At 41.8% G+C, this 25,007-nt stretch carries 21 protein-coding genes; 5 read left to right on the forward strand and 16 right to left on the reverse strand.

Annotation, left to right across the window (positions count from 1 at the left end):
• Positions 1–78: 78 nt before the first annotated feature.
• Together GON05_RS16895 and GON05_RS16900 are read right to left on the reverse strand one after the other, a co-directional pair.
• Positions 79–303 carry a hypothetical protein gene (locus GON05_RS16895; protein WP_157320170.1) on the reverse strand — a complete coding sequence of 75 codons (225 nt, stop codon included), beginning with the start codon at positions 301–303 and terminating at the stop codon, positions 79–81.
• Between the two features lie 134 nt (positions 304–437).
• Positions 438–1,139 carry a Crp/Fnr family transcriptional regulator gene (locus GON05_RS16900; RefSeq protein WP_157320171.1) on the reverse strand — a complete coding sequence of 234 codons (702 nt, stop codon included), beginning with the start codon at positions 1,137–1,139 and terminating at the stop codon, positions 438–440.
• 219 nt (positions 1,140–1,358) lie between these two features.
• Here GON05_RS16900 and GON05_RS16905 point away from each other — a divergent pair, with 219 nt between their 5' ends.
• From GON05_RS16905 to GON05_RS16915, 3 genes are all read left to right on the forward strand, one after another.
• The gene (locus tag GON05_RS16905; RefSeq protein WP_246239221.1) at positions 1,359–2,972 is read left to right on the forward strand and encodes a spore germination protein; all 1,614 of its coding nucleotides are present in this window, start codon (positions 1,359–1,361) and stop codon (positions 2,970–2,972) included.
• Between the two features lie 10 nt (positions 2,973–2,982).
• Positions 2,983–4,170 (forward strand): Ger(x)C family spore germination protein, encoded by a 1,188-nt coding sequence (locus GON05_RS16910; RefSeq protein ID WP_181646111.1) that lies wholly within the window; start codon positions 2,983–2,985, stop codon positions 4,168–4,170.
• 234 nt (positions 4,171–4,404) lie between these two features.
• Entirely contained in the window at positions 4,405–5,523 is a 1,119-nt protein-coding gene (locus GON05_RS16915) for a GerAB/ArcD/ProY family transporter (protein WP_157320173.1), read from the forward strand.
• Between the two features lie 182 nt (positions 5,524–5,705).
• Here the strand turns inward: GON05_RS16915 and GON05_RS16920 are convergent, their stop codons facing one another.
• The 12 genes from GON05_RS16920 to GON05_RS39760 form a co-directional block, all read right to left on the reverse strand.
• A complete protein-coding gene (locus GON05_RS16920; protein WP_157320174.1) occupies positions 5,706–6,470 on the reverse strand; it encodes a PIG-L deacetylase family protein in 765 nt (254 codons plus the stop codon).
• A gap of 18 nt (positions 6,471–6,488) precedes the next feature.
• Positions 6,489–7,478 carry an N-acetylglucosamine kinase gene (locus tag GON05_RS16925; RefSeq protein WP_157320176.1) on the reverse strand — a complete coding sequence of 330 codons (990 nt, stop codon included), beginning with the start codon at positions 7,476–7,478 and terminating at the stop codon, positions 6,489–6,491.
• Positions 7,475–8,986 (reverse strand): argininosuccinate lyase, encoded by a 1,512-nt coding sequence (gene argH / locus GON05_RS16930; protein ID WP_157322148.1) that lies wholly within the window; start codon positions 8,984–8,986, stop codon positions 7,475–7,477. The genes GON05_RS16925 and argH overlap by 4 nt, the downstream gene beginning before the upstream one ends.
• A gap of 8 nt (positions 8,987–8,994) precedes the next feature.
• The gene (locus GON05_RS16935) at positions 8,995–9,756 is read right to left on the reverse strand and encodes a creatininase family protein (RefSeq protein WP_157320178.1); all 762 of its coding nucleotides are present in this window, start codon (positions 9,754–9,756) and stop codon (positions 8,995–8,997) included.
• 74 nt (positions 9,757–9,830) lie between these two features.
• The gene (locus GON05_RS16940; protein WP_246239293.1) at positions 9,831–12,341 is read right to left on the reverse strand and encodes an NEW3 domain-containing protein; all 2,511 of its coding nucleotides are present in this window, start codon (positions 12,339–12,341) and stop codon (positions 9,831–9,833) included.
• 175 nt (positions 12,342–12,516) lie between these two features.
• On the reverse strand, positions 12,517–14,250 hold the full coding sequence (locus tag GON05_RS16945) for an ABC transporter permease (protein ID WP_397368878.1): 1,734 nt from the start codon (positions 14,248–14,250) through the stop codon (positions 12,517–12,519).
• 12 nt (positions 14,251–14,262) lie between these two features.
• On the reverse strand, positions 14,263–15,345 hold the full coding sequence (locus GON05_RS16950) for an ABC transporter ATP-binding protein (protein ID WP_157320182.1): 1,083 nt from the start codon (positions 15,343–15,345) through the stop codon (positions 14,263–14,265).
• A 59-nt stretch (positions 15,346–15,404) separates the two neighbouring features.
• On the reverse strand, positions 15,405–16,535 hold the full coding sequence (locus GON05_RS16955; protein ID WP_379174926.1) for an extracellular solute-binding protein: 1,131 nt from the start codon (positions 16,533–16,535) through the stop codon (positions 15,405–15,407).
• A gap of 48 nt (positions 16,536–16,583) precedes the next feature.
• Positions 16,584–17,741, reverse strand: coding sequence for an ROK family protein (locus GON05_RS16960; RefSeq protein WP_181646112.1), 1,158 nt, complete (start codon positions 17,739–17,741; stop codon positions 16,584–16,586).
• Between the two features lie 530 nt (positions 17,742–18,271).
• Complete coding sequence (locus GON05_RS16965) at positions 18,272–18,535, reverse strand: hypothetical protein (RefSeq protein WP_157320184.1); 264 nt, start codon at positions 18,533–18,535, stop codon at positions 18,272–18,274.
• An 848-nt stretch (positions 18,536–19,383) separates the two neighbouring features.
• A complete protein-coding gene (locus GON05_RS16970; protein ID WP_157320186.1) occupies positions 19,384–19,992 on the reverse strand; it encodes a class I SAM-dependent methyltransferase in 609 nt (202 codons plus the stop codon).
• Between the two features lie 161 nt (positions 19,993–20,153).
• Positions 20,154–20,276, reverse strand: a complete 123-nt coding sequence (locus GON05_RS39760) for a hypothetical protein (protein WP_258567501.1) — start codon at positions 20,274–20,276, stop codon at positions 20,154–20,156.
• Between the two features lie 322 nt (positions 20,277–20,598).
• Between GON05_RS39760 and GON05_RS16980 the strand changes: the two genes are divergently transcribed.
• Complete coding sequence (locus GON05_RS16980) at positions 20,599–21,831, forward strand: M16 family metallopeptidase (RefSeq protein ID WP_181646113.1); 1,233 nt, start codon at positions 20,599–20,601, stop codon at positions 21,829–21,831.
• Between the two features lie 552 nt (positions 21,832–22,383).
• Here the strand turns inward: GON05_RS16980 and GON05_RS16985 are convergent.
• Both GON05_RS16985 and GON05_RS16990 read right to left on the reverse strand, forming a co-directional pair.
• The gene (locus GON05_RS16985; RefSeq protein ID WP_157320192.1) at positions 22,384–22,992 is read right to left on the reverse strand and encodes an SMI1/KNR4 family protein; all 609 of its coding nucleotides are present in this window, start codon (positions 22,990–22,992) and stop codon (positions 22,384–22,386) included.
• 326 nt (positions 22,993–23,318) lie between these two features.
• Entirely contained in the window at positions 23,319–23,687 is a 369-nt protein-coding gene (locus GON05_RS16990) for a winged helix-turn-helix transcriptional regulator (RefSeq protein ID WP_157320194.1), read from the reverse strand.
• A gap of 128 nt (positions 23,688–23,815) precedes the next feature.
• Between GON05_RS16990 and GON05_RS16995 the strand changes: the two genes are divergently transcribed.
• On the forward strand, positions 23,816–24,997 hold the full coding sequence (locus tag GON05_RS16995; RefSeq protein ID WP_157320196.1) for an MFS transporter: 1,182 nt from the start codon (positions 23,816–23,818) through the stop codon (positions 24,995–24,997).
• Positions 24,998–25,007 lie beyond the last annotated feature (10 nt).

The raw sequence follows: 25,007 nt of genomic DNA on the forward strand, positions 1-25,007 counted from the left end.
ATACCCGATTGATAAGATTTTTGGTAATAAAACCTATGTTCTTATTTGAATTACCTACAACAAAAAAAGAGACGGCTATTAAGCATAACTGCCCGTTAGTTGAGAAAAATGTCCATCATCTTCTTTTATATCATCTACTTCGACACCGTGTTCAATAAGTTTTTCACGTAAGAGTTGAATATTTAGGCTGGTGAATCCGACTGCAAACTCCAATTGACCATTTCTACTAAAGTGACCACGAGAATCAATGTCAGCACTCACTAAAACTAATAATGGACCAGCTTCTAATTCCACTACTGCCATAGTTGGAAGGAATCGAGTTGAAGCTAATATATTGAATCACATAGTATAACCCGATATTAGTACCCCGTCTTCCCTCTCCTTATCTGCTCACCTAGTATAACAACACCTTTGAAGGTGACTTTACTTTGAAACGTTTATGTATTTTCTAATCGTTCTTTCGCCATCTCTAGCTGAACCATAATCGATTTTCTGCTAGTAATGATAATACCTTCATTGGAAAACTCTTGTAAAACAAGCGAAACTGATTCTCTAGTTGCCCCAATCATGTTTGCCAATTCCTGATGAGTCAGAGACATTTCTATTCTTTGATACCCATTTTCTTCTACACCGAATTTTTTAGAAAGTTTAGTGAGAAAAAAAAGAACTTTGCCACGAAGATCGCTTAATGCCAGTCGTTCTAATACTTCGTCCCTGTCACGCAATCGATTGCTTAATTCCTCTAAAAGTTTTAAAGCAAGTTCAGGACGCAAACTCAAAAATAAGTCGAATTTTTCTTGAATAACGGAGCAAATAATTGTATTCTCCATTGTTTCCATATAATTCCCATTGGTTCCGAATGAGAATGAAACACTCTCTCCATACATATCACCTGGTCCTAAAATACCTACGGTATACTGCTTCCCATCAGCGTTTGTTTTATACAATCGAAGTTTTCCTTCAATAACAATAGACAAACCATTAGTATTAACTTCAGGTGTTTGTACCAAGGTCCCCTTAGATATAGAAATTATATTTGTACTTGGTGCCATTTGAACAACTTGCTCTAAATCTTTCTTTGGGAGAGATTCAAATAATTTGAACTCCGACAAACTCCATGGTTTTTTAGTGTCTAGCATCTAGCATCTCCTTAATTCTAAATCTAAACATGAGTCATAAAATTACACTCAATGAGTTAAAGTTATTATGCAATTGCATTCCTAACATTATGCTCTCAAATCTTAACTCGTTGTCCATTACGTGTAGCCGACAATAATAACAACATAATTAGAGAAATGAAATGCATAAAAAATACAAAATGTGGAATATTAAAAAATAAATTTCCTAGGAGGCATACGATGTCATATTGGTTGAAGAAGATGTTTGGTTCACAAACCAAATCAACTGTTAATCCACCTAGGGAAAAGCACAGTAATTCTAACAAAGAACCATTTTCTGATACGGAGTATGCTGATTTCAGCAAAAGGTTGGAATGGTTCCAGCAAAACCTTTCGAATTCTTTCGATGTCCATTACCACACATTCATAGCAGGACCAGAAGTAAGATGTGCTCTGATTTATTTAAAAGGCATGATTGATCATAAAACTGTGGAACAAAGTGTTCTAGGGGTTATAACAACACTTGACTCTAGCATGTCTATTGAACAATTCACTACTCTAATTCTGGACAGAAAGCATTTGCCTATTGCCGAGCAAAGTATTCAATATACGTTAAAAGAAGCTCTTGGAAAGCTTTTAAACCGAGATGCCTTGCTCCTAATTGAAGGCGATCCGAGAATACTTGCTATTTCAATGGTTTCCTTTACAAAAAGAGCTATTGAAGAACCACAAAATGAAACCGTTATACGTGGACCACGAGAAGCATTTATGGAGGATTTAGAGACGAACCTGACCTTACTGCGCCGACGTATGAAGTCTACCTCCTTTAAAAGTGAAATGATGCACATAGGTACAGTAACGAGTACTTCAATTGCCATAACTTATTTGCAAGGAAAATGCAGTCAACAATTGGTAGAAGAAATGAAGAAACGTTTATCATCTATCGATATCGACGGCATACTAGCAACAAGCTACATTGAAGAATGTATTGAAGATAATCCCTACTCCCCCTTTCCTCAATTGCAATTAACAGAAAGGCCAGATGTCGTTAACGCAGCATTGTTGGAAGGACGTATAGGAGTTTTGGTAGATGGAACACCAATTACCCTTATTGCTCCTGCAACCATGTTTATGCTCATGCAGGCAGCAGAAGATTATTACCATCGATATATAGCGGCAAGTTGGATTCGTTATATTCGATATTTTTTTCTATTCGTCTCCTTGTTACTACCATCCCTATACATAGCAATCACAACATTTCATCCTGAAATTCTGCCCGAGAGACTTTTACTTACTTTGGCATCTTCAAGAGAGGTCGTTCCATTCAACTCATTCGTTGAAGCATTTATTATGGAGCTCTCTTTCGAAGCACTACGTGAGGCAGCTGTTCGAATTCCAAAAACGATCGGGCAATCCATTTCAATCATTGGAGCTTTAATTATTGGTACAGCTGCTGTTGAAGCCGGCATTGTCTCCGCAGCAATGGTCATTATTGTTTCACTAACCGGAGTCTCATCATTTATTATCCCCCACTTTGAACTTGGATTTTCATTTCGAATGTTAAGATTTCCTATTATGATTCTCGCTGGCATTCTAGGCATATATGGTATCGCTTGCGCTATGATTCTGATCTATTTACATTTGTTGGAATTGCGTTCTTTCGGTGTTCCCTACCTGGCTCCAGTTGCTCCGTTAGTCCCAAATGATCTTAAGGATACGTTAGGAAGAAGTCCATGGTGGAAGTTAACAACCCGAACGAGTTTATTCGGTTTAAACCAAGGTGGTATACGACAGCCGACCAACTCCCGAAAATGGACTCAATCCTTAGAAGACATTCACCTCGAGGAGGAATAACAAACTTTCCATGGTACGAAGAATGATCATTACCTTTCTCGTTATGAGCCTTTCATTTATTCAAAGCGGTTGTTGGTCTTCTATTGAGATTAATCAACGATCTTTTGCAAGATTTATGTTCATCGATAAAGCAGATTTGGGAGTGGAATTGACCCTTGGATTTCCGCTTCCTAACCGGATGGTTGCCAGTAAAGCTGGAGGAGATAATGGTTCCCCTCCTTTTACTTATGTTACAAAATCAGGTGAAAATATTAGTGAAGCTTACAATCAAATTCTTGCTGATTTGCCCCGGAGGGTTACTTTCGGACAAATGCGTAATATCTTTATAAGTAAACAATTAGCAACAGAGGTAGGACTGGAACCATTTATCGATTTTTTGTCCAGGCAACCAGGGCTCCATCTGAATGTTAATTTATTCGTAGTTGATGGTAACAGTAAAGAAGTAGGTTCAATTCCCATGGTCTTCGAAAGTTTTCTGACTGATATCCTGTTGCTGTACACAAAAGAAAAGATTGTGCATTCAGTTACAATTAAGAACATGTTGATATCCATCTATCGGAAAGGAGACTTTACCTTACCGATACTGACCATTGGAAAATCAGGCGTGGACTTTGAGAAAAAGAGGGCACAATGGATGGGGACCAGTGGGATGGCCATTTTCAGAAATGCCAAAATGGTGGGCACCTTTGATATCAAGGAAACCAAAGGTGCTCGATGGCTTTTTGACGACGTCTATCACGCTCAATATAGCGTTATTTCTCCAACTGACGGAAAGTTAGTTACCTTGATCTTGCGAAGTTCAAATACCAAGATAGTACCTAATATCAGTGACACTCAAATCCAACTGAACATCAAATGCCGAAGCGAAGCTTCTGTAATGTCATCGGAGTCCAGTATCGACTTAACGAGTTCTCGAGAACTTAAATCGCTTGAACAAAGTTTTGAAACTATGCTTGAAGGAATCATCACCAAAACCATTACAAAGTCAAAGGCAATGAAAACCGACGTGTTTCAGTTTGGTCAAATAATCAAATGGAGATTTCCTAACGAATGGAACTCTTTGGAGGGCAATTGGCGGGATATGTATGCATCAAAATTAGTCATTAATCCACAAGTCGATATCTCAATTAAACGTATTGGTGCCGTGCAGAAACCTGAATGGAACCGATTCCTTCATCAAGACGAGGAGCCCCAATGATAACAATTATAATTATTTTTTGTGCAATAGGTTTCTTGGAATGGAAGTATTTAAAACGCAAAAAGCGCAGCACGCAAACCTTTGGTATCGTGCTGGTTTACGTTTCCTTCATGATGATAGTTCTGGTATCCATCTATTTATTAAAGAATACCTGGACGATTTTCAATGTAGTAAAAGCTGTTTTCTACCCGTTACAAAAATTAATTTTCTTAGAAGTATAAAGGAGAAAAGCATTTGAATAATAAAATTACACCCGTGCAAGTATTTATGTTCTTTTCGCAAGTTTCTTATTCGACAACGATTGGCATCTTTGTAAGACAGATCATTAAGCAGGCCCAATTCTCAGCTTGGATTGCAATCATTTTAGGAGGATTTGTCGGTCTAGTTATTTCTTATTGCTCTTACTTACTCTGCATAAGAAGGCCTACACTCTTTTTCGGTCAGTATGGTAAAGATATCATGGGTAAGTGGATTCATTATCCATTATTTACGACCGTCATCCTCGCAAATTTAATTTGTGGAGCTCTGGTCTTAAGATATTTATCGGATTTTATTGGTGAAATTTATTTGCCAGGTACACCAAATTGGATCATTAGCATTTTATTCACTTTCTGTTCAGTTCGAGCCGTACGCTCTGGAGCCATCACTTTATTCCGAAGTGCACAGGGATTATTTTTCTTCAGTATAACTGCCATATTCATATTACCAATTATCCCAATAAAGGATCTAAATTTTGATATGGCTGTTGCATTTATACACACTTTCAATATGCCAGGTTCATGGAATGGAGCTATGATCATGGGATCATTAATCGGAGAGATGGGTTACATTGTTTATTTCTATCCATATTTGGTACAACCAAGTAATTTAATGAAATCGTTTAGTTGGGCGACCATTACAGTAGTTTTCATTACACTCACTGACGTGATTTCGACCATTTTACTTTTCGGTCCAGAGTTAACAGAAAACCTGAGTTCACCTACCCTCGAAGTGATTCGTTATACACGATTAGGCTCTTTTTTAGAGAATCTAGATCCTTTGTTACTCGTATTTTGGATTTATAGTATGTTTCTAAAAGTGAGTCTCTTTTTGTACGTAGCAGTTAGCAGTGTAACACATACATTCGGTCTAAAAGATCACAAACCGTTTACTTATGCCACCGCCACTTTCATGGTTGGTATTGCTTTATTTGGTTTCCAATCTACAACCGATATTGTGGATATAATGAATTATGGTGCGGCCGCTCTACTCTTGTTCTTGGATGTTACTCCTACTCTCTATTTGATGGTTGATCTATTTCGTTCATTATTTAATAAAAAGGATACCTCTGCACATTCTTTACCTGACCAATAATTCGATTATTTAATTGAATTTAACCCTATGGACATTTATCGTTAAGTTAACCTGACGGTAATTCAACAAAATAGGAGTAGCAAACGGTCGCGGCGCTGCTCCCTAAACTTCAGCGATCGTATCCCGATGTAACTTTCTAACCATTCGGGATAATTTGCGTTTCTATGCATCCATTAATCCTTTTAAATGCTAGATTTATCAACTAAATCGATAATTATTAATTTGTTTGAGAACTTCTCTGCCGTCAGGTCGACCTGATTACCGTTGGCACGTATTAAGGTGTAGTATTCATAAGGCCCAATAACCGAAAAATCGTTCTGCATCACGCCCGGGTAAGCCCGGTTCACCGAGTAGACTTGGCTCTTATAAGATTGCAGTGCCTGTCCCTTCAATATTCTATAATCACTGATATCCACTTTTCCTGTAATGATGCATGTACTCAAGGGGCCAACGTCCTTACAATGATCATAATAGTGAGGAACGGATATATAATAAAATTTAGGCAGCTGATCTGGGGGATAATAGGCCTCCGATAAGATTACGGCCTTTTCTGATGCGTGTGAAACGGCAATATGATCCGGATGTCCGGTGACCCCGTCGAGCGGAAACGATAAAATTACATCTGGCTTTAAAGCGATAATCGTTTGACTAATTCGCTCGGCCAGTATATCCGGATCTTGATCCTTGAGAGTCCCGTCTGGATATCGATATAAAATTAAATCGGTAACGCCAAGTATGGAGCATGCCTTCCGTAATTCTTCCTCGCGGTGCAAGGCTAACTGTTCTCGCGAGCTAAATTGAAATTCACCGGACTTGCCTTTACAGCCTGAAGTGACGCATATTAAAAACACCTCGTGCCCCTGGTTATGGGCTTTAGCTATGGTCCCTCCGGCTGCAAAGGATTCGTCATCAGGATGAGCAAACACGAATAATAATTTCTTACTCATATGATTCAACTCCTTCCTTCAATTCAATTCGCTGATAGAAGAATTTAGATATACCAGTCCTATCGATGTAACGCTGTTTATCGGTTCCCCCTGCTTTTCAATGATTTGGGCTTGGGGTGCATATTCCTCGATTTGCGAAATCAACTGTTTCCGAACGAGGCTAATATTACGCAGCACGCCGCCCTGCAGGATTAGCTTAAACGGTTTATCCGTTAGCATTAATTGCTGAATAATAGCCCTCACACTCACAAACAATTCCCCGCTGGCTGCGGATAAAATGCGTTTAGCCTCATGATCTCCGGCTGTCGCTGCTAAACTAACCACCTGAGATAATTCCCCTAATTTATCCACCGAGTAGTCCGTACTATAGACCCAATTGAACAGTTCTTCCACATGGTTAAAGCCCATATGCGGCAGTACCCATTCGTGTAGTTTAGTTGCTTCGCCCCGACCATCATTCGTCCGAAGAATGGCTGTCACGGCCTGTTTACCGATCCAATAGCCACTGCCTTCGTCTCCTACCCGATGCCCCCACCCGCCAGTCCTACCCGTTTGACCGAACTCATTGATACCAAATACGATCGAGCCTGTACCTGCAATGACAAGTACTCCGGGCTGGCCTTCGGTTTCACCTAATAATGCGGCTAATCCGTCATTATGAACCACTAAGTGCCCTACTTGGATAGTGAGAAGGCAGAGAGAATCCTTTACCATTTCCATTATTATTTCCCTGTCATATTCTGTATCCAAGCCTGCGATTCCAAAAACAGCGCAGTCGATCTCAATTGAAGGGAGCAATGCGAGATCCTCGGTAATACCAAGATCCAGTATCGCCTCGCGAATACCATGAGCGATTTCCCGCACCGCCTTTTTCTTGCCAACCCCCTGATAATTACATGGACCTGCTTTTCCTTGTCCTAGTACGTTTCCTTCCCTATCCGTGAGAACGACAATGCTTTTGGTACCTCCTCCATCAAAAGCAAGTAGTGGAATTCTTAATTTCTTCATAAGGCTTCACTCCATAGAAGAATGATTTCATCCAGATGCTGAACGGCACTCCGGCTCTTCTCCTGAGCCTCTTGCAGCCATTCAAAATGTGACGAGTACTGGAGCCTGCGGTCATCGATGATTCTTTTTATTTCTTTAGGATTCGGCCCTCCTGGTAACGTACGGATGTCCACAAAATGAACGGGATCCATCGCTCTGCGCAAGGCTTCCTCATCCAAGGACACATCCCGGCCAATGACTTGTCTTGCAGCGTCATTCACCGATTGAAGTGTGATTTGATTCGCGTATAAACCATTAGCAAGCGCATTTTTTACCACTTCGCTGACAATATGATGGGCTTTTCTGAATGACAGCGCATCCGATCTTACTAACATATCCGCCAGCTCGGTGACTGTTGCGAAGCTTCTTTCCGACCTCTGGCGAAGTACTTCCTTGTTGACCTCCATCGTACCCATGACAGCAGCTAACAACCTATATAACTTATCCATCATATCCAAACTTTTCCATGCGTACGGCTGCATATCATCCTCAGTATCTACAATATCTCCGAAAGGAGTGTTATGAATCATGGAAAGAATCGTATTGGTATTACCGACACAGCTCGACAATAACGCTCGCATATGTTCCAGTGAGACGGGGTTGCGTTTCTGTGGCATGATGGAACTGATCTGTACGTAAGGAGCTCCTACCTTAAGCACCGCAAACTCTTGCGTACACCACAAGAGAAGATCTTGCACAACCCGCCCTAAATTAATTGCTGCCAGCTGAATCGCTGTTGCAATTTCTCCTATGTAATCAGCACCGCTTATCGCATCATATGAATTTTCAATAATTTCATCAAAAGCAAGTAGGTTCATCATACGTTCCCGACTGATAGCAAATCCTGAGGTCGTCAATGCCGCTGCCCCCATACTGCTTCGATTACAGTTGGCATAAGCCGCCTTCATACGTCGAATATCACGATTCAAGGAATCGATGACAGCCGTCATGTAGTGAGCGAGAGTCGTTGGCTGCGCCTGCTGCGTATGTGTATAGCCAATCATCACCGTACCCAAATGTTCTTCTGCAAAATCCAGTAAATGGTCCTTTAAGAGAAGTGCAGAAGACAGTGTCACCGCTAATTTCTCTCTGAGCACCATTCGATAAATCGCAATACCCATATCATTACGGCTTCTCGCAATATGTAAATTACCTGCGATATCTCCGGCATGTTCCAGTAACTGATTCTCGACCTGAAAGAATAAATCTTCAAACTCTCCGGTATATGTGCTATAACGAAGGGCCTCCAAATCAAGACTCTGAATAGCTTTAGCTATTTGTTTGGATTCTTCTTTTGTGATTAGTTTTTGCTCACGCAGCATGATCAAATGTGCTTTGTTAATTGCCATCATTGGTTCTAATAGATTTTCTTTTGCTTCATTAAAAGCTGGCTCCAAAACAACCTCTGTATACGTTTTTCCCGGAAAAGAAGATCCTTCTGATTGCAGCAGTTCTTCGCGATATCCCATTTTGCGGTTCATCCTTTCCTATCCCTTTTTGCTCTCATCTCAAGCCAATTCGCAATTAATTGATTCATATTCCGGATAGCCTCTTCCACAATCGACTCCCCGGCTTCCTGCGAAGTTTGCTTAATTTTACCTGTGTATCCATCCCATCCTCGTGGCGTACCTTCCACTAAAACATAAGGCATAGAAGTTAAAGGCGGACATGAATCTAATTCCAAGTCTGAATCCTGTACGGAAACCAAGTCCGGTCGAAAAGCCTTAACGGCAGACATTTCGTATGGACCCCCATGGCCTCTGCCCGCCGTCCCGTGAAACAGTCCCTTTTGCTCAGAAAAATCTATCGCAACCATTTGCCACCAGTTGATTAACAAAAAGCTCGCGTCTTGATAGATACCGGTGATGGATTCGGCTACGGTCCTGGAAGGACCCATATTGCCATCGTGAGCATTGAGCAAGACGATATTTCGAATGCCCAACTGACAAATTCCGTCTACGATATCTGATAAGTAATCAATAAAAACTGAGGGGCGGACCGAAACCGTACCAGGATAATCTTTGGTTTTGCCTGGACAAGGCGTATAGGATATTACAGGATAGATTAAGGGCTTAAGAGCAAGATCTACCCTTTGTGCAAAACCCTCAGCCAAAATAATATCCGTACCCAACGGTGAATGTGGTCCATGATATTCTAAAGAACCCAGTGGAACCACAGCAAATTGCGCTGTATGCTTAACTTCATCTACCTCTCGCCCATGAACATTCATTACATTCATATCCCCTGAACAACCTCCAAATTCATGATACATCTGGAGGGCACTGAACGTGACCTCCAGATGTAATGGGTTAACTAATTGCTCTCTGACTGTTTTTGGCTAATCATATTAACGAACATACGAATGGATCCAGGAACTAGATTTGGAATTTCACGATACCAAACAATCGAGCTGTATGTGTAAACACCTTTTCCGTAAGGAGCCGACAAGAAAGTACCTGTGAATTCTTGTTCGCCCGGATCGCCGTTAGAAATCATCTTCGTGTACTCTTCGCCCCATTGTGCAGGATTATAAGCGGAACGGTCCTGAATCCATGAATCCCAATCCGCATTTGTAATTTTATTAGGGTAATTGAAAATCGGATGATCCGGAGCCAGCATCGTAACCTTGGAGTTTTCATCGGTTACACGCCATTTAATTAGTGGCTCTCCAATCTTAATCGGATAAGGCGCAAGCTCAGGCTTCCATTTATCTTCAGGCTTATGATATTGAACGACGAGGTTCCCACCATTCTTCACATAATCCAAAAGACGTTGATTGCTCGGAATCAGCTCCGGACGGAAAGCATATGCACGAATGCCAAGAACAATCGTGTCATATTGAGAGAGATCGCCGAATTGAATTGCCTTGTCATCCAGCTTCACAACATTAACGCCTACTTGACGCAAATATTCATCAATGTTATCAAAACCGCTTGACACGTATCCAACTTTTAAGTTTTGCGGAACGGCCAAATCAAACGCTTGAATTTTCAGTTCGGCAGGCTGAATCAAATACGTTGTACCGATATGCGGATATGAAATCACTTGAACTCCTTCATTGCTTTGAACATTTTCATTCTTAGCTACCGCCGTAATCGAGTATTTACCTGTGGCCACATTGGAAGAGCCTTTGACCGTGAAGGATACGGATTTGGTTTCGCCTTTAGAAGCAAAACTTACCTCTTCTACAGATGGTTCAGCCGTCCAACCCTCCGGCAAGTTCAAAGAAATAGATGCCTTGGAAGCTCCTGGCGTGTAGTTACGTACTGTAACTTTAACCGGAATCGCCTCATCCGATTTCAATGTATTAAATACAGTTGCACTAGGGCTAAGAGACATCGCATACGCTGGAAGAACGGCAACCGCATTTTGCGGAACTGCTCTAACCGTACTTGATGTATCAAACGCCTTGTATGTAACATCAGCCGTTAGATTCGGTGCGGCATAAGGCTTGAACTCAGCAGCATCCTTAGGTACGGTCACATTGTACGTAACGGAAACTGTTTGGTTCTTACCAATCGAATCGAAGCTAACCGGCCCTGCAGCCTTCGCTTCCCATCCTTGCGGAACATTCAAGTTTAGTTGAATGCTTCTCAGGTCTACATCGCCGCCGTTGAAGGCAGAAACCACGACCTTGGCCGTTTGCCCGGCTACTAGCTCACCCGTATCTGGTTTTACTTTAACAACCAGCGAAGTGGCTTCCATGCTAGCTTTGTTCAATTGCGCGTCTTTCACATTCAAACGATAGAGCAAATCATCCTTCACGGCTTGATCAAGACTGGAAGACTTCACATCTGCCAAGGCGTTTTGGACATCCTTTTTCATTTCGTGAACTTCTCTAGCCACTTCTGTGAAGTTTGGATACGCCTTAATAACCTCTTCACTATCTTTTTGCAGCAGCTGTAAGTCCTTCGTTATTTTATTATCTTTGCCTTTGGTTTCAACCTCTTTAGCCAGGTCGGCAAAAGTGAAGGCAATTCCATCGAAGAAACTTGCTTCCTTATCATTCGATTTTACCGTACTTGATTCTAGCGTATAGTAATTACCGGAGGGACCTTCATCTACGACTCTGCCCATACCTTGACTCTTATGCATAAAGCGCGATTCCTCACCCAACTGCACATATGAAGCGCCGTAGATGTTATCATAATCGCCTACTGGAACCATGACGTTATATTTCTTGGCGTCTGCTGGCAAATATAACTTCTTAACCTGCCAAGGCTGTAGACCATTCTTTAGCTGCTCAGGGAATACATTCGGGTCAGCGGCATCTTTGTAAGCCCGAACAGTAAGAACGTTAATCGTTCTATGATGGCCATGCGTCGAATCTTCATTAAGGAAAGATGGAATGATGACATCCGGACGATCCTCACGGATCTTACGTATCAAACGTTCGTACGCAAAGGACTCTCCCCAATGTTGGAGCGTTTCTTCTACACTTTTAGAAAATCCAAAATCAAAAATCGGATCATTAATTTGTTCACTAAGCATACCTAGTGTTACGTTAGTGATTTTAGAGGCTTCCTGCAGTTCGCGAGTCCTGATGATTCCCAGGGGATTCCCCAGTTCGCTGCCGATTTCATTTTGTCCACCCTCGCCACGGTTTGCAATAACGCTGAAAGTATTGACGCCTTTGCCAAGAGAAAGATAAGCGAGAACAGCACTGTGCTCGTCATCTGGATGGGCACCGGTATTCATGGCACTTGCAATGGTCGCTAACGGCTTGATCGATTTCCATAGATCTACTACGCCTCGTTCTGCATAAGCAGGACTTGCTATTGCAGGTAAGAGCATACTTCCTGCGATCGCAACGCTCGTCATCATAGATACGAATTTGGGGCTTGATTTCGACTTACCACTCAATTGAACTCCTCCTTTGATCATTCCTATCTCACACGGCAAGAAATGGCCAATTTCCCGCTGTATATCATGACGTGGTTTTGAACTCCTAGGTGTTCCCACGATATGACCGAGCCTGCTTGAAGATCATCAGTGATGGTCAGAATACGCTACCTGCTTTATCCCCTGTAATTTTACGCGAAATAAAGAGAACAATGATAATCAGAACGATCTGTAAAACGCCATATGCACAAGCTGTGCCGAATTCGAAAGAGTACATTCTCTGAAATATTTCTACCGAGATGGGAACTGTACTTGTTTTAAAAAGCAAAATGGAAGCCACAAATTCGCCAATGCCATCCACGAACGCAAGCAGTGTCCCGGCCAGTATGCCGCTAAGCGCCATTGGGAAAACCACGCGCCGGAAGCTGTACCACCAGGTAGCCCCCAAATTACGTGCCGCCTCTTCCGTAGAAGGGTCCATTTGGATCAAAGTAGCGGATGTCGAGCGGAAAACCAGAGGTAAATGGCGAACAAAATAGGCGATAGGCAAAATCCAGAAGGTTCCTACCAGTACTTGGTTAAAGCTGAATACTGACGGTGTACTGAATGCAGCTATCAGATTAATACCTACAACTGTACCCGGCAGCGCCCATGGAAGCATAATAAAAATGTCCATGACCGATTTTCCTCTAAATTTCAAACGAACCATCGCGTAAGCAGCCGCCACGCCAAATATGAGATTGCCTAATGTGGCAATGGAGCTCATTTTGAAACTGTTAACGACCGGGCGCCACGTTTTGCTATCCGTAAAAAGCTCCACATAGTGCTTAAAGGTGTACTCTGGCGGTAAAATTTGCGTCGTCCATTTGCCATCTGCGGAGAAAGAAATAAGAATAATGACGAAAATCGGCAGAAGCAGGACAATGACACCCAGGAAGGAAAGCAGCATCGCCAGATATCGACCCCATACCGTTTTCACCTCAGTCCTGTGCACAGAGACGCCTTTACTCAAATTTTGATAATTACGGAGACTCTGGTACCATCGCATTAAAATCAAAAACAAAATAGAGACGAACGATAAAATCGTCGATTGCGTCGCAGCCATATCCAGATTGCCATTTGTACGCGACAAGTAAATTTGCATCGTCATAGTCCGTTCTATTCCAAAGATGAGAGGTGCTGTATAAGAGGCCATAGAAACCATAAAAACCAATAGAGATGAAGCAATAATAGCTGGTGTCAGCATCGGAATAATAACTCGCCGCCAAATATATAATCTTCCGGCTCCAAGACTGGATGCCGCTTCCTCCAAGGACGGATCCAAACCTCTGATAGCAGACGAAGCAGTCATGTAGAAATACGTATACATGGTAAACGTATGGACAACGAGCACTCCCCACACCCCTTTAAGCGAAAAAGGGACATGATCCATGTGAAGCAGAAGTTTCAGGGCTCGGGGAATGATCCCGCTCTCACTATATAAAAACGTAAAGGACAGCACACCGATTAACGGTGGTAAAGCCATTGGAACCATAACGAGTACGGTTAATATTTTCCGCCCTGGGAATTCATAACGCTCAAGCAAAAAAGCCATGGAGATGCCAACGAGTGCGCACGTTATCACACTAAGGACCGATAAATAAATGCTGGTCCATAGGGCTTCCAGGTTTGCAGTATGCTCCAAGCTAAAGAACTTGGCGTAGCTTTTCATCGAAAACTGCCCATTCACTACGGCACTTTGTAGAAAGGTCTGACATAAGGGAAATAGCACGTATGCCAGTAATACAAGAAATAGCGGTGCTACTAGTACATAAACGAAATTAGGTGAATGTACGATCGAACGTCTACGAGTGACAGGCTGCGTATAGGATTGCATCTCAGATTTCATCATCGGATCCCTCGACTACCCCAGTAGGTATACGCTTTCTTTGGGAATATAGATAGACAATTCGCCCCCACGCTGCAGGACATGTGTTTTGTGATTTACAAACATGGCTTTTAGTGAGAGCGCCTGTACCTGAAGCAAATAATTGACGCTAATGCCCGTAAATTCTGAAATCAACACCTTACCGACCACCGCATTCGCTTGAAGCTGCTCCTCCGGTAGTGCTTCACGAACTGATTCAGGACGTATGGATACCGTCATTATTGTGCCAACTGTCAATGTTGTGTTCGGTGAACAATTGCGGGCTAAAGCCGTTAGCACGAGGCCAGGGGCAACCCGAATTTTGATTTCCTCACCATGGATCTCTTCAATTACGCCTTCCCACAAATTCGACTCACCTATGAACGAAGCTACGAACCGATTAACAGGACGGTGATATACTTCCTCGGGTGTCCCAATTTGCTGTACGACACCGCCGTGCATGACCATAATGCGGTCTGACATCGACATCGCTTCCGCTTGATCATGAGTAACGTAGATCGTAGTTATTCCAAGCTCAATCTGTAGACGCTTAATTTCTAAACGTGTTTCTTCTCTGAGCTTAGCGTCTAGATTAGATAGGGGTTCATCCAAAAGTAATATTTTGGGTTCAATCACAAGGGCTCTCGCTAGAGCAACACGCTGCTGCTGACCGCCTGACAATTGGTCAATTCTTCTATGTGAGAAATCACCCAGATGTACCTGTCTTAAGGCTCGCTCTACCTTCTCGGCGATTTCCAGTTTCGGCTTTTTTCTAACCTCCAGGCCGAACGCTACGTTTTCAAATACAGTCAAATGCGGGAAAAGTGCATAGTTTTGAAATACCATCCCCGTATTACGTTTATTCGGGGGCAGGACCGTAACATCTTCATGCCCGAAAACAATGCGTCCTGCGCTCGGATAATAGAATCCGGCGATCATCCGAAGCGTCGTTGTTTTCCCGCATCCGCTTGGACCAAGAAAAGTGAAAAATTCTCCTGGTTTAATTCTGATATCTACATTTTGAACACCTTTTACTTTGCCGAATTCTTTACTTACCTGTTCCAAAGCCACATCAATCAAGCAGGCTACCTCCCTTGTTGTAATCGTGGCGGAGGGGATCCTCCGCCATCCAATCTGACTTATTTACCGCCTTTACCTCTGATGTTTTCATCCCAGTACTGCATCCAGTCTTTTTCCTTATTCGCCATAACTGTCCAATCCAGTTGCATAGGCTTTAATTCAACGCCCTTCAACCAAGCAGGAAGCGTATCTTTGCTAATATCCGTTCTGGTAGGAATTTGGAATAGCTTCTCGGCTAATTCCACTCGCAACTTGGAGTCAAATAGGAATTCATAAAACTTTTTAGCTGCGTCCATGTTTTTTGCACCTTTAACAATCCCTACACCATCTACCAGAATCGGCGCACCGCTTTTCGGATAAATAAAGTCAAATGGCTGCTTCTGCAATTCCTTCTGAATCATAATATCCTGCATATTCCACAGAGACAGAGTTCCTTCTTCACGCGCTAGCTTCAAATATAAGTTTGTAGGATCCTGCGCATATTCTTTCGTGTTTGCATCCAACTTTTTCAGCCAGTCGTAGCCTTTTTTCGGATCTGTAGCTCCACCTTCTTTAAAAACCATTGCTGAGTAGATTGTTCTCATCGTACCGGATGCAAGAACACCTCGAATGATAATTTTTCCCTTGTATTTAGCATCAAGCAAATCATCCCAATCCTGAGGAGCATCTTCCTTTTTCAGCGCTTTAGAGTTATACATAATAACCTCAGGCAGCAGCATTTCGCCGTACCAACGGTCCTTCGCATCCTTATAGAGCGCCGGTATGCTGTCGCCGAAGCTAGGTTTGAAGCTTTCCAGGAGTCCTTCATCTGCCGCTGTCATGAGCGAGGATTGGGTTCCACCCCACCAGAAATCCGCTTGCGGATTAGCTTTCTCTCCACGGACACGTTCCATAATTTGCTGAGCGCCCATCGTAAGCACTTCAACATCAACATTTGGATTCTTCTCTTTAAACTTTGGAACAATCTCATCCACAACGTTTTTATCTCTAGCTGTGTAAATGACGAGTTTTTGCTTCTCTGAGGCCTTTGGAGTTTCGGCAGATTTAGCAGATTCCGCCGGTTTATCCGGCTGCTTGGTTGCTTGCCCACCGCTAGGAACCGCGCTCCCACACGCTGTAACTGCTGTCATAACAGTGCAAAGAAGTATGCTGGTAACCCATTTCGATACGTTCCCCTTTGTCATTCTCATCGTTTAAATTCCTCCAGTAAATTATTTTTGATGATTCGTTATGTAGGTTTATGTAAGGGCTTCCAAAACAATTTGAATCGCTCCAATAATTCCTGCTTTTATACCTAATGCTGCAACTTTGACAGGTGGTACAAAGGGAACCCATTCAGCAAGAAGCCTGTTTAACTTTTTTATCCCCTGTTCGCCGATGTTGACCATTTCTCCGTTAATGATTAACAACTCTGGATCCAACACACTAATCATATTAACCATCCCATGAGCCCAGTGAACGTAAATGTCTTCCAAAAGCTGCTCCGCTTCCCGATTCCCGCATTCCGATTGCCTCATGAGTTCGATGATCACACTCGTATCTTCATTCCAGCCTGTAAGAATCAGCCTTGCTTTTTCGAGGATGCCAGAAACCGAATAATTTCTTTCGAAAATGCCATATTCACCGCGTCGGGTCCGTCCTACAGGTCCAATCATCATATAGCCAATCTCACCAGCAGCTTCACGAAAGCCTCGATAAAATTGACCGTCAATAATAATTCCTGCACCGATTCCTGTACCTACATACATATGAACTTGGTTACGAATACCAAAGCCAATCCCCTGATGAAATTCACCAATGGTCATTAAATTCACGTCATTTTCAATGAATACTGGAATACGCAATCTTTCTTCCATTTCCTGCTGAACAGGCAGCCCCATCCAACCTGTGCTTGGCGCATAACTAATCGTTCCATCCGTACGTTGCGTGATACCCGGAAGTCCGACCCCAATTCCTAGAAGACGTTCTTTATCAAATCCACTTTGCTTCAGAAGGGACTTCACACCAACTTCCAGCGCGTGAATCGCTGTCTCCCCATTGGTCGGCTGGGATAAACGGGTCTCGTAATTATAAAGCAATTCACCGCTAAGATCTGCTATGGACATATGGAGGGTGCTACCCTCAAATACTGCGCCAATCACACCTTTAGCTTTAAAATTATACTCAAGTAAAATCGGCTTTCTTCCTCCCTTGGACTCACCAATGCCGACCTCGTTGATGAGGCCTTCTCGTATCATTTCATCCACTAAAGAGGACACACATGGTCGACTTAATTCAGTAAGCTTAGCCAAATCCGCCCGGGATACTCGCTTATTTTCTCTAAGCCGACTTATCAGTACATGTCGATTCATTTGTTTAACTAACTTGGTATTTCCAGTTTGACCGCGTCCAAGCACTTTACTCACCCCCTTTGATAGTTAAGATGACTAACAAAGTGCTTTGATACAAATGTTAAAGCTATAGGGAATATTTGTCAATCCTATTTATGGATATATTTTCCTGCTGATTTCGACCTTTTTCTCCTTCATAGCAGTTCTAAAATCATAGGTTCTATCAAAAGCCAGCATTGAAATCTTTCGAGTTAACATGTGTGCCCTGCATATAATTCGCACATATATCTATTAGATTCTTCTTGATCTAATTGATCGTTTTTTGTCATATTCAGTATAAAAGAGCATTAGGTAAAGGTTGATTTTTATGCTTCACTTAATCCCATAAAAATAAAAAGTGGCAGCCGATGGTTTGTCAACCGCGATTCCGGTTCTATTTCCAGTATAATTTCACCAGCAACTCAAAAAAGCTGCCGAAGGGTCCCTCGGCAGCCTTAAAAAGTGTTTGTTACACAAGTCTTGTTTTACTTTAGAGGACTAAGCTACCAAGACAATCATTATTGTTACACTAACGTTCTTTCGTTTGCGTAATAGCTTTATAATGTTATTTTAGAGAGAATAATTGAAACTATGATTCCAACAATAGGAATCCAAAATAAATATGATTTTAAAAGTTTGGACAACATAGTATCTTGCTTTTCCATTATTTTTTTGTGATCATGATCCATTTGTAAATCTGTAGTAGCTCCAGTAGCATTAGAAGAATTGGTCATACCCCTACTTCCAGTTACGACAAAGATAGATATCAATAAAATAAGTAACGAACCCATAAATAAATAATCTGAAATTTGTTTTAACATTAGTATCAGTAACCTTTCACAAATCGTTTATAACTATTATTCATCATCAATTGACTTAATTCCTTTTTTTGTATAAAAGGTATATAGTTGGTTAGACGATGGATTGGTTTGTAGCTATTTTTGAGTTAACCTGCCCTTCCCTCGGTTAGGTTTATTTTGTTGGCAAGTGAAGAATCTCTTGTGTTATTCAAAAATCGATCTCATATAATGTAGGTAAATTTATGTCGCCAGACTACAATGTTGAGACATTTGTGCTTTTTTAGATGACACAAATCCTCCTACATAAAAATAATAAAGCCTGATTCCCCAGGCATGTACATTCAAAGTTATGTAGGGGAATTTGTGTCATTGGACAATTACCTGAACATGTTGTCGGTTGACAAGAACTTGATGTCTGGCATCCATGGTCTTGTCATAATGAAATCCAAGTTTCTGTAAATGATTTTCGTCAGAATCAATCGGCGTAATATATCCTTCGATCTCAAGTTTGATGAACAGGAGAACGATCATAGCCTTTATCTACGCCAACCTTTTGTATAGGTAATTTAATCATTGTCAGAAATAAAATTGTATTATATTTTGCAAGGAATATCACTCATTCGGAGTACGTTTCCACAAGTACACATCATTTTAGGCAGATAAATCATCTCCTTACTCCACACATTCCCCAGGATACATTCTTGTATTTATTTCGTGAAATGATTGAATTAACTAACTGCCCGTTACTTCAACGGGACAACGGCAGCCGCTTGTGTGCCAGCTGCCGTTGAAAAGATTTACGTATCTCTGCTTCTTCTTCATTATCAAAAAAATGCGAATCTCTTGTCATGCTCCCCCACTTTTTCTTTTTACATTGACTTTCTCACGCACCAAGTACTCATACAGCGCTGATCGGCCACATTGACCGTTTTGATAGGCTCAAATAGTATACCTTTTAACTCTTCCGTTGTTTTCTGTAATCTCTCCTCATCCACAAGAAAACGAATACTCCCGTCTGGAAGTTTATAACGTTCATTCCCGAGCGGCTTTACCTTCGTTTCAATTCCAATTGATGAGGCAAGTCGTACAAACATCCGTCCGCCAGGCTTAAGTACACGCCATAATTCATGCACCATTTGCTGAAAATGGGCCTCATTCTCAGCAAAATGCAAAACAGCACTACTAATAATAAAATCAAAATAGTGATCATCAAAGCTCATCTTCTCAACAGCATCAACCCGAATGCGCTCGTTCGACCAGTCAGGTGCTATGTCCATGGCAAGCTTCTGAACAGCATCAATCGCTTCTTCAGATCGATCCACTGCATACACTTCATAACCGTTACGCAGCAAATAGACAAGATTGCGCCCCGAGCCACATCCGGCATCGAGAATTCGCATTCCTGGCGTAATACGACCTTTTAGTAGCTGATCAAATAAATAAATATCAATATCGCCAAATTGCTCTTTTAGATTCATATGCTTCACCTGTTTACCTTCAAAATATCAACATAATAGACGTTATCCTAAATCGAAAATAATCCTAATAACCTTAATAATTATACCATCAATTATTGGAGTAGAAATTTATAGACAAAGAGCCACGAAGCAAGCCCCTAAACTATCGTTCTTACGTTAGTTCAATCATCAAGAATGCATTTTTCAATATCACATTTAATAATTCTAATTATCTCATCTTCAGAAGTAGCATTTACAGAATATGCTTCGACATCCTCATAACAATTATTATGAGCTTCTTCCATCCACCACTACCTCCTTTTAACTGCCCGTTAATTGAGCAAAGGGCCACCAATCGGCAACCCTTTCTGTAATTAAGCTATAGTTATCCGTGTTAGTTTAATTCTACCCAATCTTTGAATTTCTCCTAAGTTTTTAGGACCACCAAAACCCTCAAAGTACCCTTCTTTCAACCTACAATGTATCCAGTCATGCTCGACTCGAAAATACCAACGCTCCTACAGGTATGAACCAAAATAGTGTAATATAGATATATTAGCACGGATTCCAGTTACGAAGGTTCCCTCCGGAAAATTCATAATGGAAAAAGTAAAGGGGGATCTGCGCATGGAGATCATGACACTAAAAAATCATTTACAAGTCGTGCTGAAGCCAGATTCGTCTTCGCGCAGTGCGGTTTTTGCCTACGCGATTAAAGCAGGATGCAACATGGAAGTAGGCGTCCCTGCCGGGACTGCTCATTTTCTCGAACATATGCTCTTTAAAGGCAGCGCCACGAAAACGGCAAAAAAGATTAACCAGGACGCCGCGGACCTCGGCACGCTTCCCAATGCCTATACCTCGGAGGATGAAACCAAGTACTACATCCAGGTGCAAAGCAAGTACGGCATGGAGGCGCTGGACCTTTTATCGGACTTTTTTTGGCAACCGGCGCTCCCGGAAGAAGAAATCGAAAAAGAAAAGCAGGTCATCATCGAAGAAATTCATATGTATGCCGATCAACCGTCTTCGGTTTCCGGCGAGGTGCTCGAAGGACTGTTGAAGCGAAGCTCGCTTCTGGGTACTAAGAAAAGCGTGCGGAAGATCCAGCGCTCACACCTCCTTCAATTTTATAACACGCACTATCACACAGGCGCTGTGATCTTTGTCGCGACGGGCAATTTTGATGAATTTGAGGTGCTCTCCTATTTGGAACGCTTAAAAGTTCATCATCCGAAGGAACGTCCCGAGCAGGAGAGGCGTGAATATGATCTGCAGCAAAAAGAGGCGGTTGTCAAACGCAGCGTCAAACAGGCGCATATTTCATGGGCAATTCCGGTAGCAGGTTACGGAAGCGGCGATGAGCCGGCGCTTGAAGTTATTGCCACGATTTTAGGAGCTCATGGAAATGCGTCTTCTCGTTTGTATGATGAGATTCGTGAAGAAAAGGGACTCGCGTATGCAGTCGATGTGGATTACGAGTCTTTTCATGATCACGGATACCTTTTGGGATATATGGGACTACCGGCAACGTACGTAAACGAGGCAAGAAAGATTCTGTTTAAGCACCTATCGGATCTGGAGACAAGTCTCGTCAGTGCTGTGGAGCTCCGCCGCGCCATTGCCTGTTTAACCGGACAGCTGATAATCGGTATGGATGATGTGCTCACTCAAAATGATTCTCTGAGTTATAGCACACTGTATGGACTGGAGTTTGATGTTGATGCTTTCGTAGCCAATGTAGAGGCGGTGACCGCAGATGAGGTACTGCGGGTGGCGCAGAAATATGCCTTGGCTGAGAACGTCTATGTGGCATCCGTGGTGCCGAAGACATGGAGCGCCATCGAACAACTTTCTTAAAACCCTGTTAAAATTCAATGTGATTTTTCATTAACAAAGCTTAATCCACCATTTGTTGATGGGTTTAAGCTTTGTTATGGAACTATCGCTCCCGTCTTAATCGTTTTTCAATATGGAATCACAAGTCAACAACTAATATTGGATTTTTATTAAATACAACTCCTCTTTTATAATACTGCCGTGTTCTCCGAATCATTGAATTTCCATTTCTTCTTTATCATATAACTATTAAACTCCCTCTAACTATACCCTTTTTGTTTGAACTAATCTCCGTTAGCGAAACGACGGCTGCCGATCGTTTCTGACCGGCTGTCAGTATCACCGACTAGATAAAAATGGGGATGATCGGTTGTTAAATTGATATTATTTGTAGTCATTCAACCCTCCTGATTAATTAAGTTTCACAAAAGTTAAATAATGGTTAGATGTGTAATAACAAGTCCATCTCCACCTTTGACTACTTTTTCTGCTCCCCTCCTGCAGGCTTCCCTACTATAATTCTTTCGTTAGCTTAATTTGTCAAGCCAATCAAACGCTAAATAGCTTTCTTGATTAGCTCGTTTTCTCTTTTTTATTTTTGAATTTTTCAACCAGTTTTAGAAACTCAGGTGTTGTTTTTACACTAACAATACCAAGATCCTTGGGTAAATTTTCTTCCTCTACTATTTGAAAACTTAGGATAAACTCCGAGAATGAATTTGCTATTAAGTAAACATTATTCCATAATTCTACTTCTGAGGGGGCGAAGTGTTCTTGGTCATGATCCCAAAAGTAAATCGTTCCCCTTACATCATCAGTAACTCCAATACAAAGTTGATCCCCACCTGTAACTTCCGCAAATGGTATCATGCTTTCAGGCATTCTCCCAAGATAGCATTCGATATTAGTAATTAAATCATTATTGTCATTTTGCAAGTTATAAAAATACCCCATTCTCCCTCGTTCAACATGCTTTGGAATGTTGGCTAATTTTGAATAGCTTATTTCATGGTTATAGTTTATTCTCCCATATGTCAAAAGAAATTCTTTATAATCTTGAGGTAAGTGAAAGTCATATTTCTGCTCGAGTGAAATAATTAAATTATCAGAGTGAATACCACTTTCATTAGTGATGCCTACCTCTAATAATTTCTGTTTTACCTTTTTAAAACTAATCTGCATCTTTATTCACACCACCCATATAGAGTCACATTTACTGGAATATCTTATTACAAAATCCTATTACTTAACTATGTTATCTGCCCAATCGCTTAATGAGGCTCCGAAAATGGCAAAGACCAAAGAATTACGGAACTGATCTAACTAGTCATAGAACGACCTCCTACTTTTTTACATTTATTTCATCAAACTAGCGTATTATTCCACCGTCCTGCGCGTTCGATCCCAATGCCTATGCAAAAAAACAACAAACCGGCACTCCAACTGAGTCCCGGTTTTTACATCATCCTATTTAACTTCACTTAACCGCCTATACCAAAAAGCGCTTGTTACGAAGAAATGCTCGTTTTCCCGTTTACTTGAGGTGGCTTCCCCCACTTTTCCACCCATTTATTCATTTCCTTCAGCGCAGTTTGGAAATCGCTTCCCTTTTCAGTTAAGGAATATTCAACCGTTACAGGTACAGTAGGAAAAACTTGGCGCAGAACTAGACCGTTTTGTTCCAAGTGTCGAAGCGTATCCGTAAGAGACTGCGTCTTAATCACAGCTGTATTCCTTTGCAGTTGATTAAATCGCTGTGGCCCACGAAGCAATTCGTTCAGCACGAGAAAAGCCCACTTGGCTCCAAGAATTTGCAATACTTCGCAAATGTTAGAACTATCCGTTTCCAAATAGGAATTGTCATTATGATCCGTCATCCCACTCACCCCTAACAAAAAGTAAGTTAGTCAAAATAGATGGATTACATCCGAATACTTTGCCTTCTTACAATATTATCGCACCCCTTCTATAATGACAATAAGTCAAATGGAAGGGAATGAAAGATATGAATAAATGGACGATTTATGTAATTGCATTAGGGGTATTTTTAACAGCTACTTCCGAGTTAGTTGTCTCCGGAATCCTGCGTGTACTCGCTAAAGACTTAAACATTTCCATCGCCTTTGCCGGGCAATTGATTACGGCCTACTCGCTGGCCTTTGCCATTGGAACACCTATCCTGGTATCACTAACATCCCGCTTGGGACGTAGAAAAGTGTTGTTAGGTGCAATGGCAGCTTTCATCATGGGGTGCTTGCTCTCCTTCTGGAGTACGGATATCTCCACCTTAATAGCGTCACGCATTGTTCTGGGTGTAAGTTCAGGTGTTTATATTGTCGCAGCATTTGGTGCGGCTGCCAAAATTGTTCCTCCCGAGAAGATAGGCAGTGCAATCAGCACGATCGTTCTTGGCTTCAGCAGCGCGATGATTTTGGGCGTGCCCATCGGCATATCCATTACGAACTGGTTGAACTGGCAAGCAATTTTCCTGATTTTAGCACTGATGAGCCTGTTGGTTACCTTTGTCATTTTTCGCTTGCTACCAGAGATCGAGGGGGATGCACCGACGTCATTCCGACAACAATTTAAAGTACTGGGCAGTGCCGTAATCGTGAGCGGTTTGTTTCTTACTTTCTTTAGAGAATCAGGTAATTCGGTGTTGTTTACGTATTTGACCCCTTTTATGCAAGATATCCTTCAACTTAAAGCGTCCAACATTAGCATCGTCATGCTTGTTTTTGGTATATTTGGTGCAGTCGGTACCCGTTTTGGCGGCTACGGAATTGATCGATGGGGGGCAGCGCGCATCATAGCTTTCAGCACCATTGTGCACGTTGTTGTCCTGGCCCTTCTTCCTCTGTTTGCTGGGTCGACTCTCATCGGTTTACTTTTGATTTCAATCATGATGGTCTCTCTGTTCATGGCTGGTCCAGCAACTCAAACGTATTTCATTCAACAAGAACCACAATCTTCCAGTCTCGTTCTTAGCTTGAATACATCGATCATTCATTTAGGGTTGGCGACAGGCGCTGGGGCTGGAGGAGCGATGATAAGCGCCAATTCCACCGTTCTCTACAATCCATGGATGGCAAGTTTTATTATAGTGTTAGCACTATTGTCTGCATTCATCAGTTTTTCGATGGGTAAAAAGCGGCTGAGCAATTTACAAAAACGTCTGACTTTGTAAAATTTGTTTT

The organism is Paenibacillus anseongensis, from assembly GCF_009757995.1.
GTDB lineage: Bacteria > Bacillota > Bacilli > Paenibacillales > NBRC-103111 > Paenibacillus_E > Paenibacillus_E chondroitinus.

Excerpts from the sequence above, each read along its gene's own strand:
- GON05_RS16920 (WP_157320174.1), bottom strand. The coding sequence starts at position 6,470 with ATGAGTAAGAAATTATTATTCGTGTTTGCTCATCCTGATGACGAATCC.
- GON05_RS16925 (WP_157320176.1), bottom strand. The coding sequence starts at position 7,478 with ATGAAGAAATTAAGAATTCCACTACTTGCTTTTGATGGAGGAGGTACC.
- argH (WP_157322148.1), bottom strand. The coding sequence starts at position 8,986 with ATGGGATATCGCGAAGAACTGCTGCAATCAGAAGGATCTTCTTTTCCG.
- GON05_RS16995 (WP_157320196.1), top strand. The coding sequence starts at position 23,816 with ATGAATAAATGGACGATTTATGTAATTGCATTAGGGGTATTTTTAACA.
- GON05_RS16895 (WP_157320170.1), bottom strand. The coding sequence starts at position 303 with ATGGCAGTAGTGGAATTAGAAGCTGGTCCATTATTAGTTTTAGTGAGT.
- GON05_RS16900 (WP_157320171.1), bottom strand. The coding sequence starts at position 1,139 with ATGCTAGACACTAAAAAACCATGGAGTTTGTCGGAGTTCAAATTATTT.
- GON05_RS16965 (WP_157320184.1), bottom strand. The coding sequence starts at position 18,535 with ATGTTAAAACAAATTTCAGATTATTTATTTATGGGTTCGTTACTTATT.
- GON05_RS16910 (WP_181646111.1), top strand. The coding sequence starts at position 2,983 with ATGGTACGAAGAATGATCATTACCTTTCTCGTTATGAGCCTTTCATTT.
- GON05_RS39760 (WP_258567501.1), bottom strand. The coding sequence starts at position 20,276 with ATGGAAGAAGCTCATAATAATTGTTATGAGGATGTCGAAGCATATTCT.
- GON05_RS16940 (WP_246239293.1), bottom strand. The coding sequence starts at position 12,341 with ATGATGACGAGCGTTGCGATCGCAGGAAGTATGCTCTTACCTGCAATA.
- GON05_RS16905 (WP_246239221.1), top strand. The coding sequence starts at position 1,359 with ATGTCATATTGGTTGAAGAAGATGTTTGGTTCACAAACCAAATCAACT.
- GON05_RS16945 (WP_397368878.1), bottom strand. The coding sequence starts at position 14,250 with ATGATGAAATCTGAGATGCAATCCTATACGCAGCCTGTCACTCGTAGA.
- GON05_RS16990 (WP_157320194.1), bottom strand. The coding sequence starts at position 23,687 with ATGACGGATCATAATGACAATTCCTATTTGGAAACGGATAGTTCTAAC.
- GON05_RS16985 (WP_157320192.1), bottom strand. The coding sequence starts at position 22,992 with ATGCAGATTAGTTTTAAAAAGGTAAAACAGAAATTATTAGAGGTAGGC.
- GON05_RS16970 (WP_157320186.1), bottom strand. The coding sequence starts at position 19,992 with ATGAATCTAAAAGAGCAATTTGGCGATATTGATATTTATTTATTTGAT.
- GON05_RS16980 (WP_181646113.1), top strand. The coding sequence starts at position 20,599 with ATGGAGATCATGACACTAAAAAATCATTTACAAGTCGTGCTGAAGCCA.
- GON05_RS16935 (WP_157320178.1), bottom strand. The coding sequence starts at position 9,756 with ATGAATGTAATGAATGTTCATGGGCGAGAGGTAGATGAAGTTAAGCAT.
- GON05_RS16955 (WP_379174926.1), bottom strand. The coding sequence starts at position 16,535 with ATGAGAATGACAAAGGGGAACGTATCGAAATGGGTTACCAGCATACTT.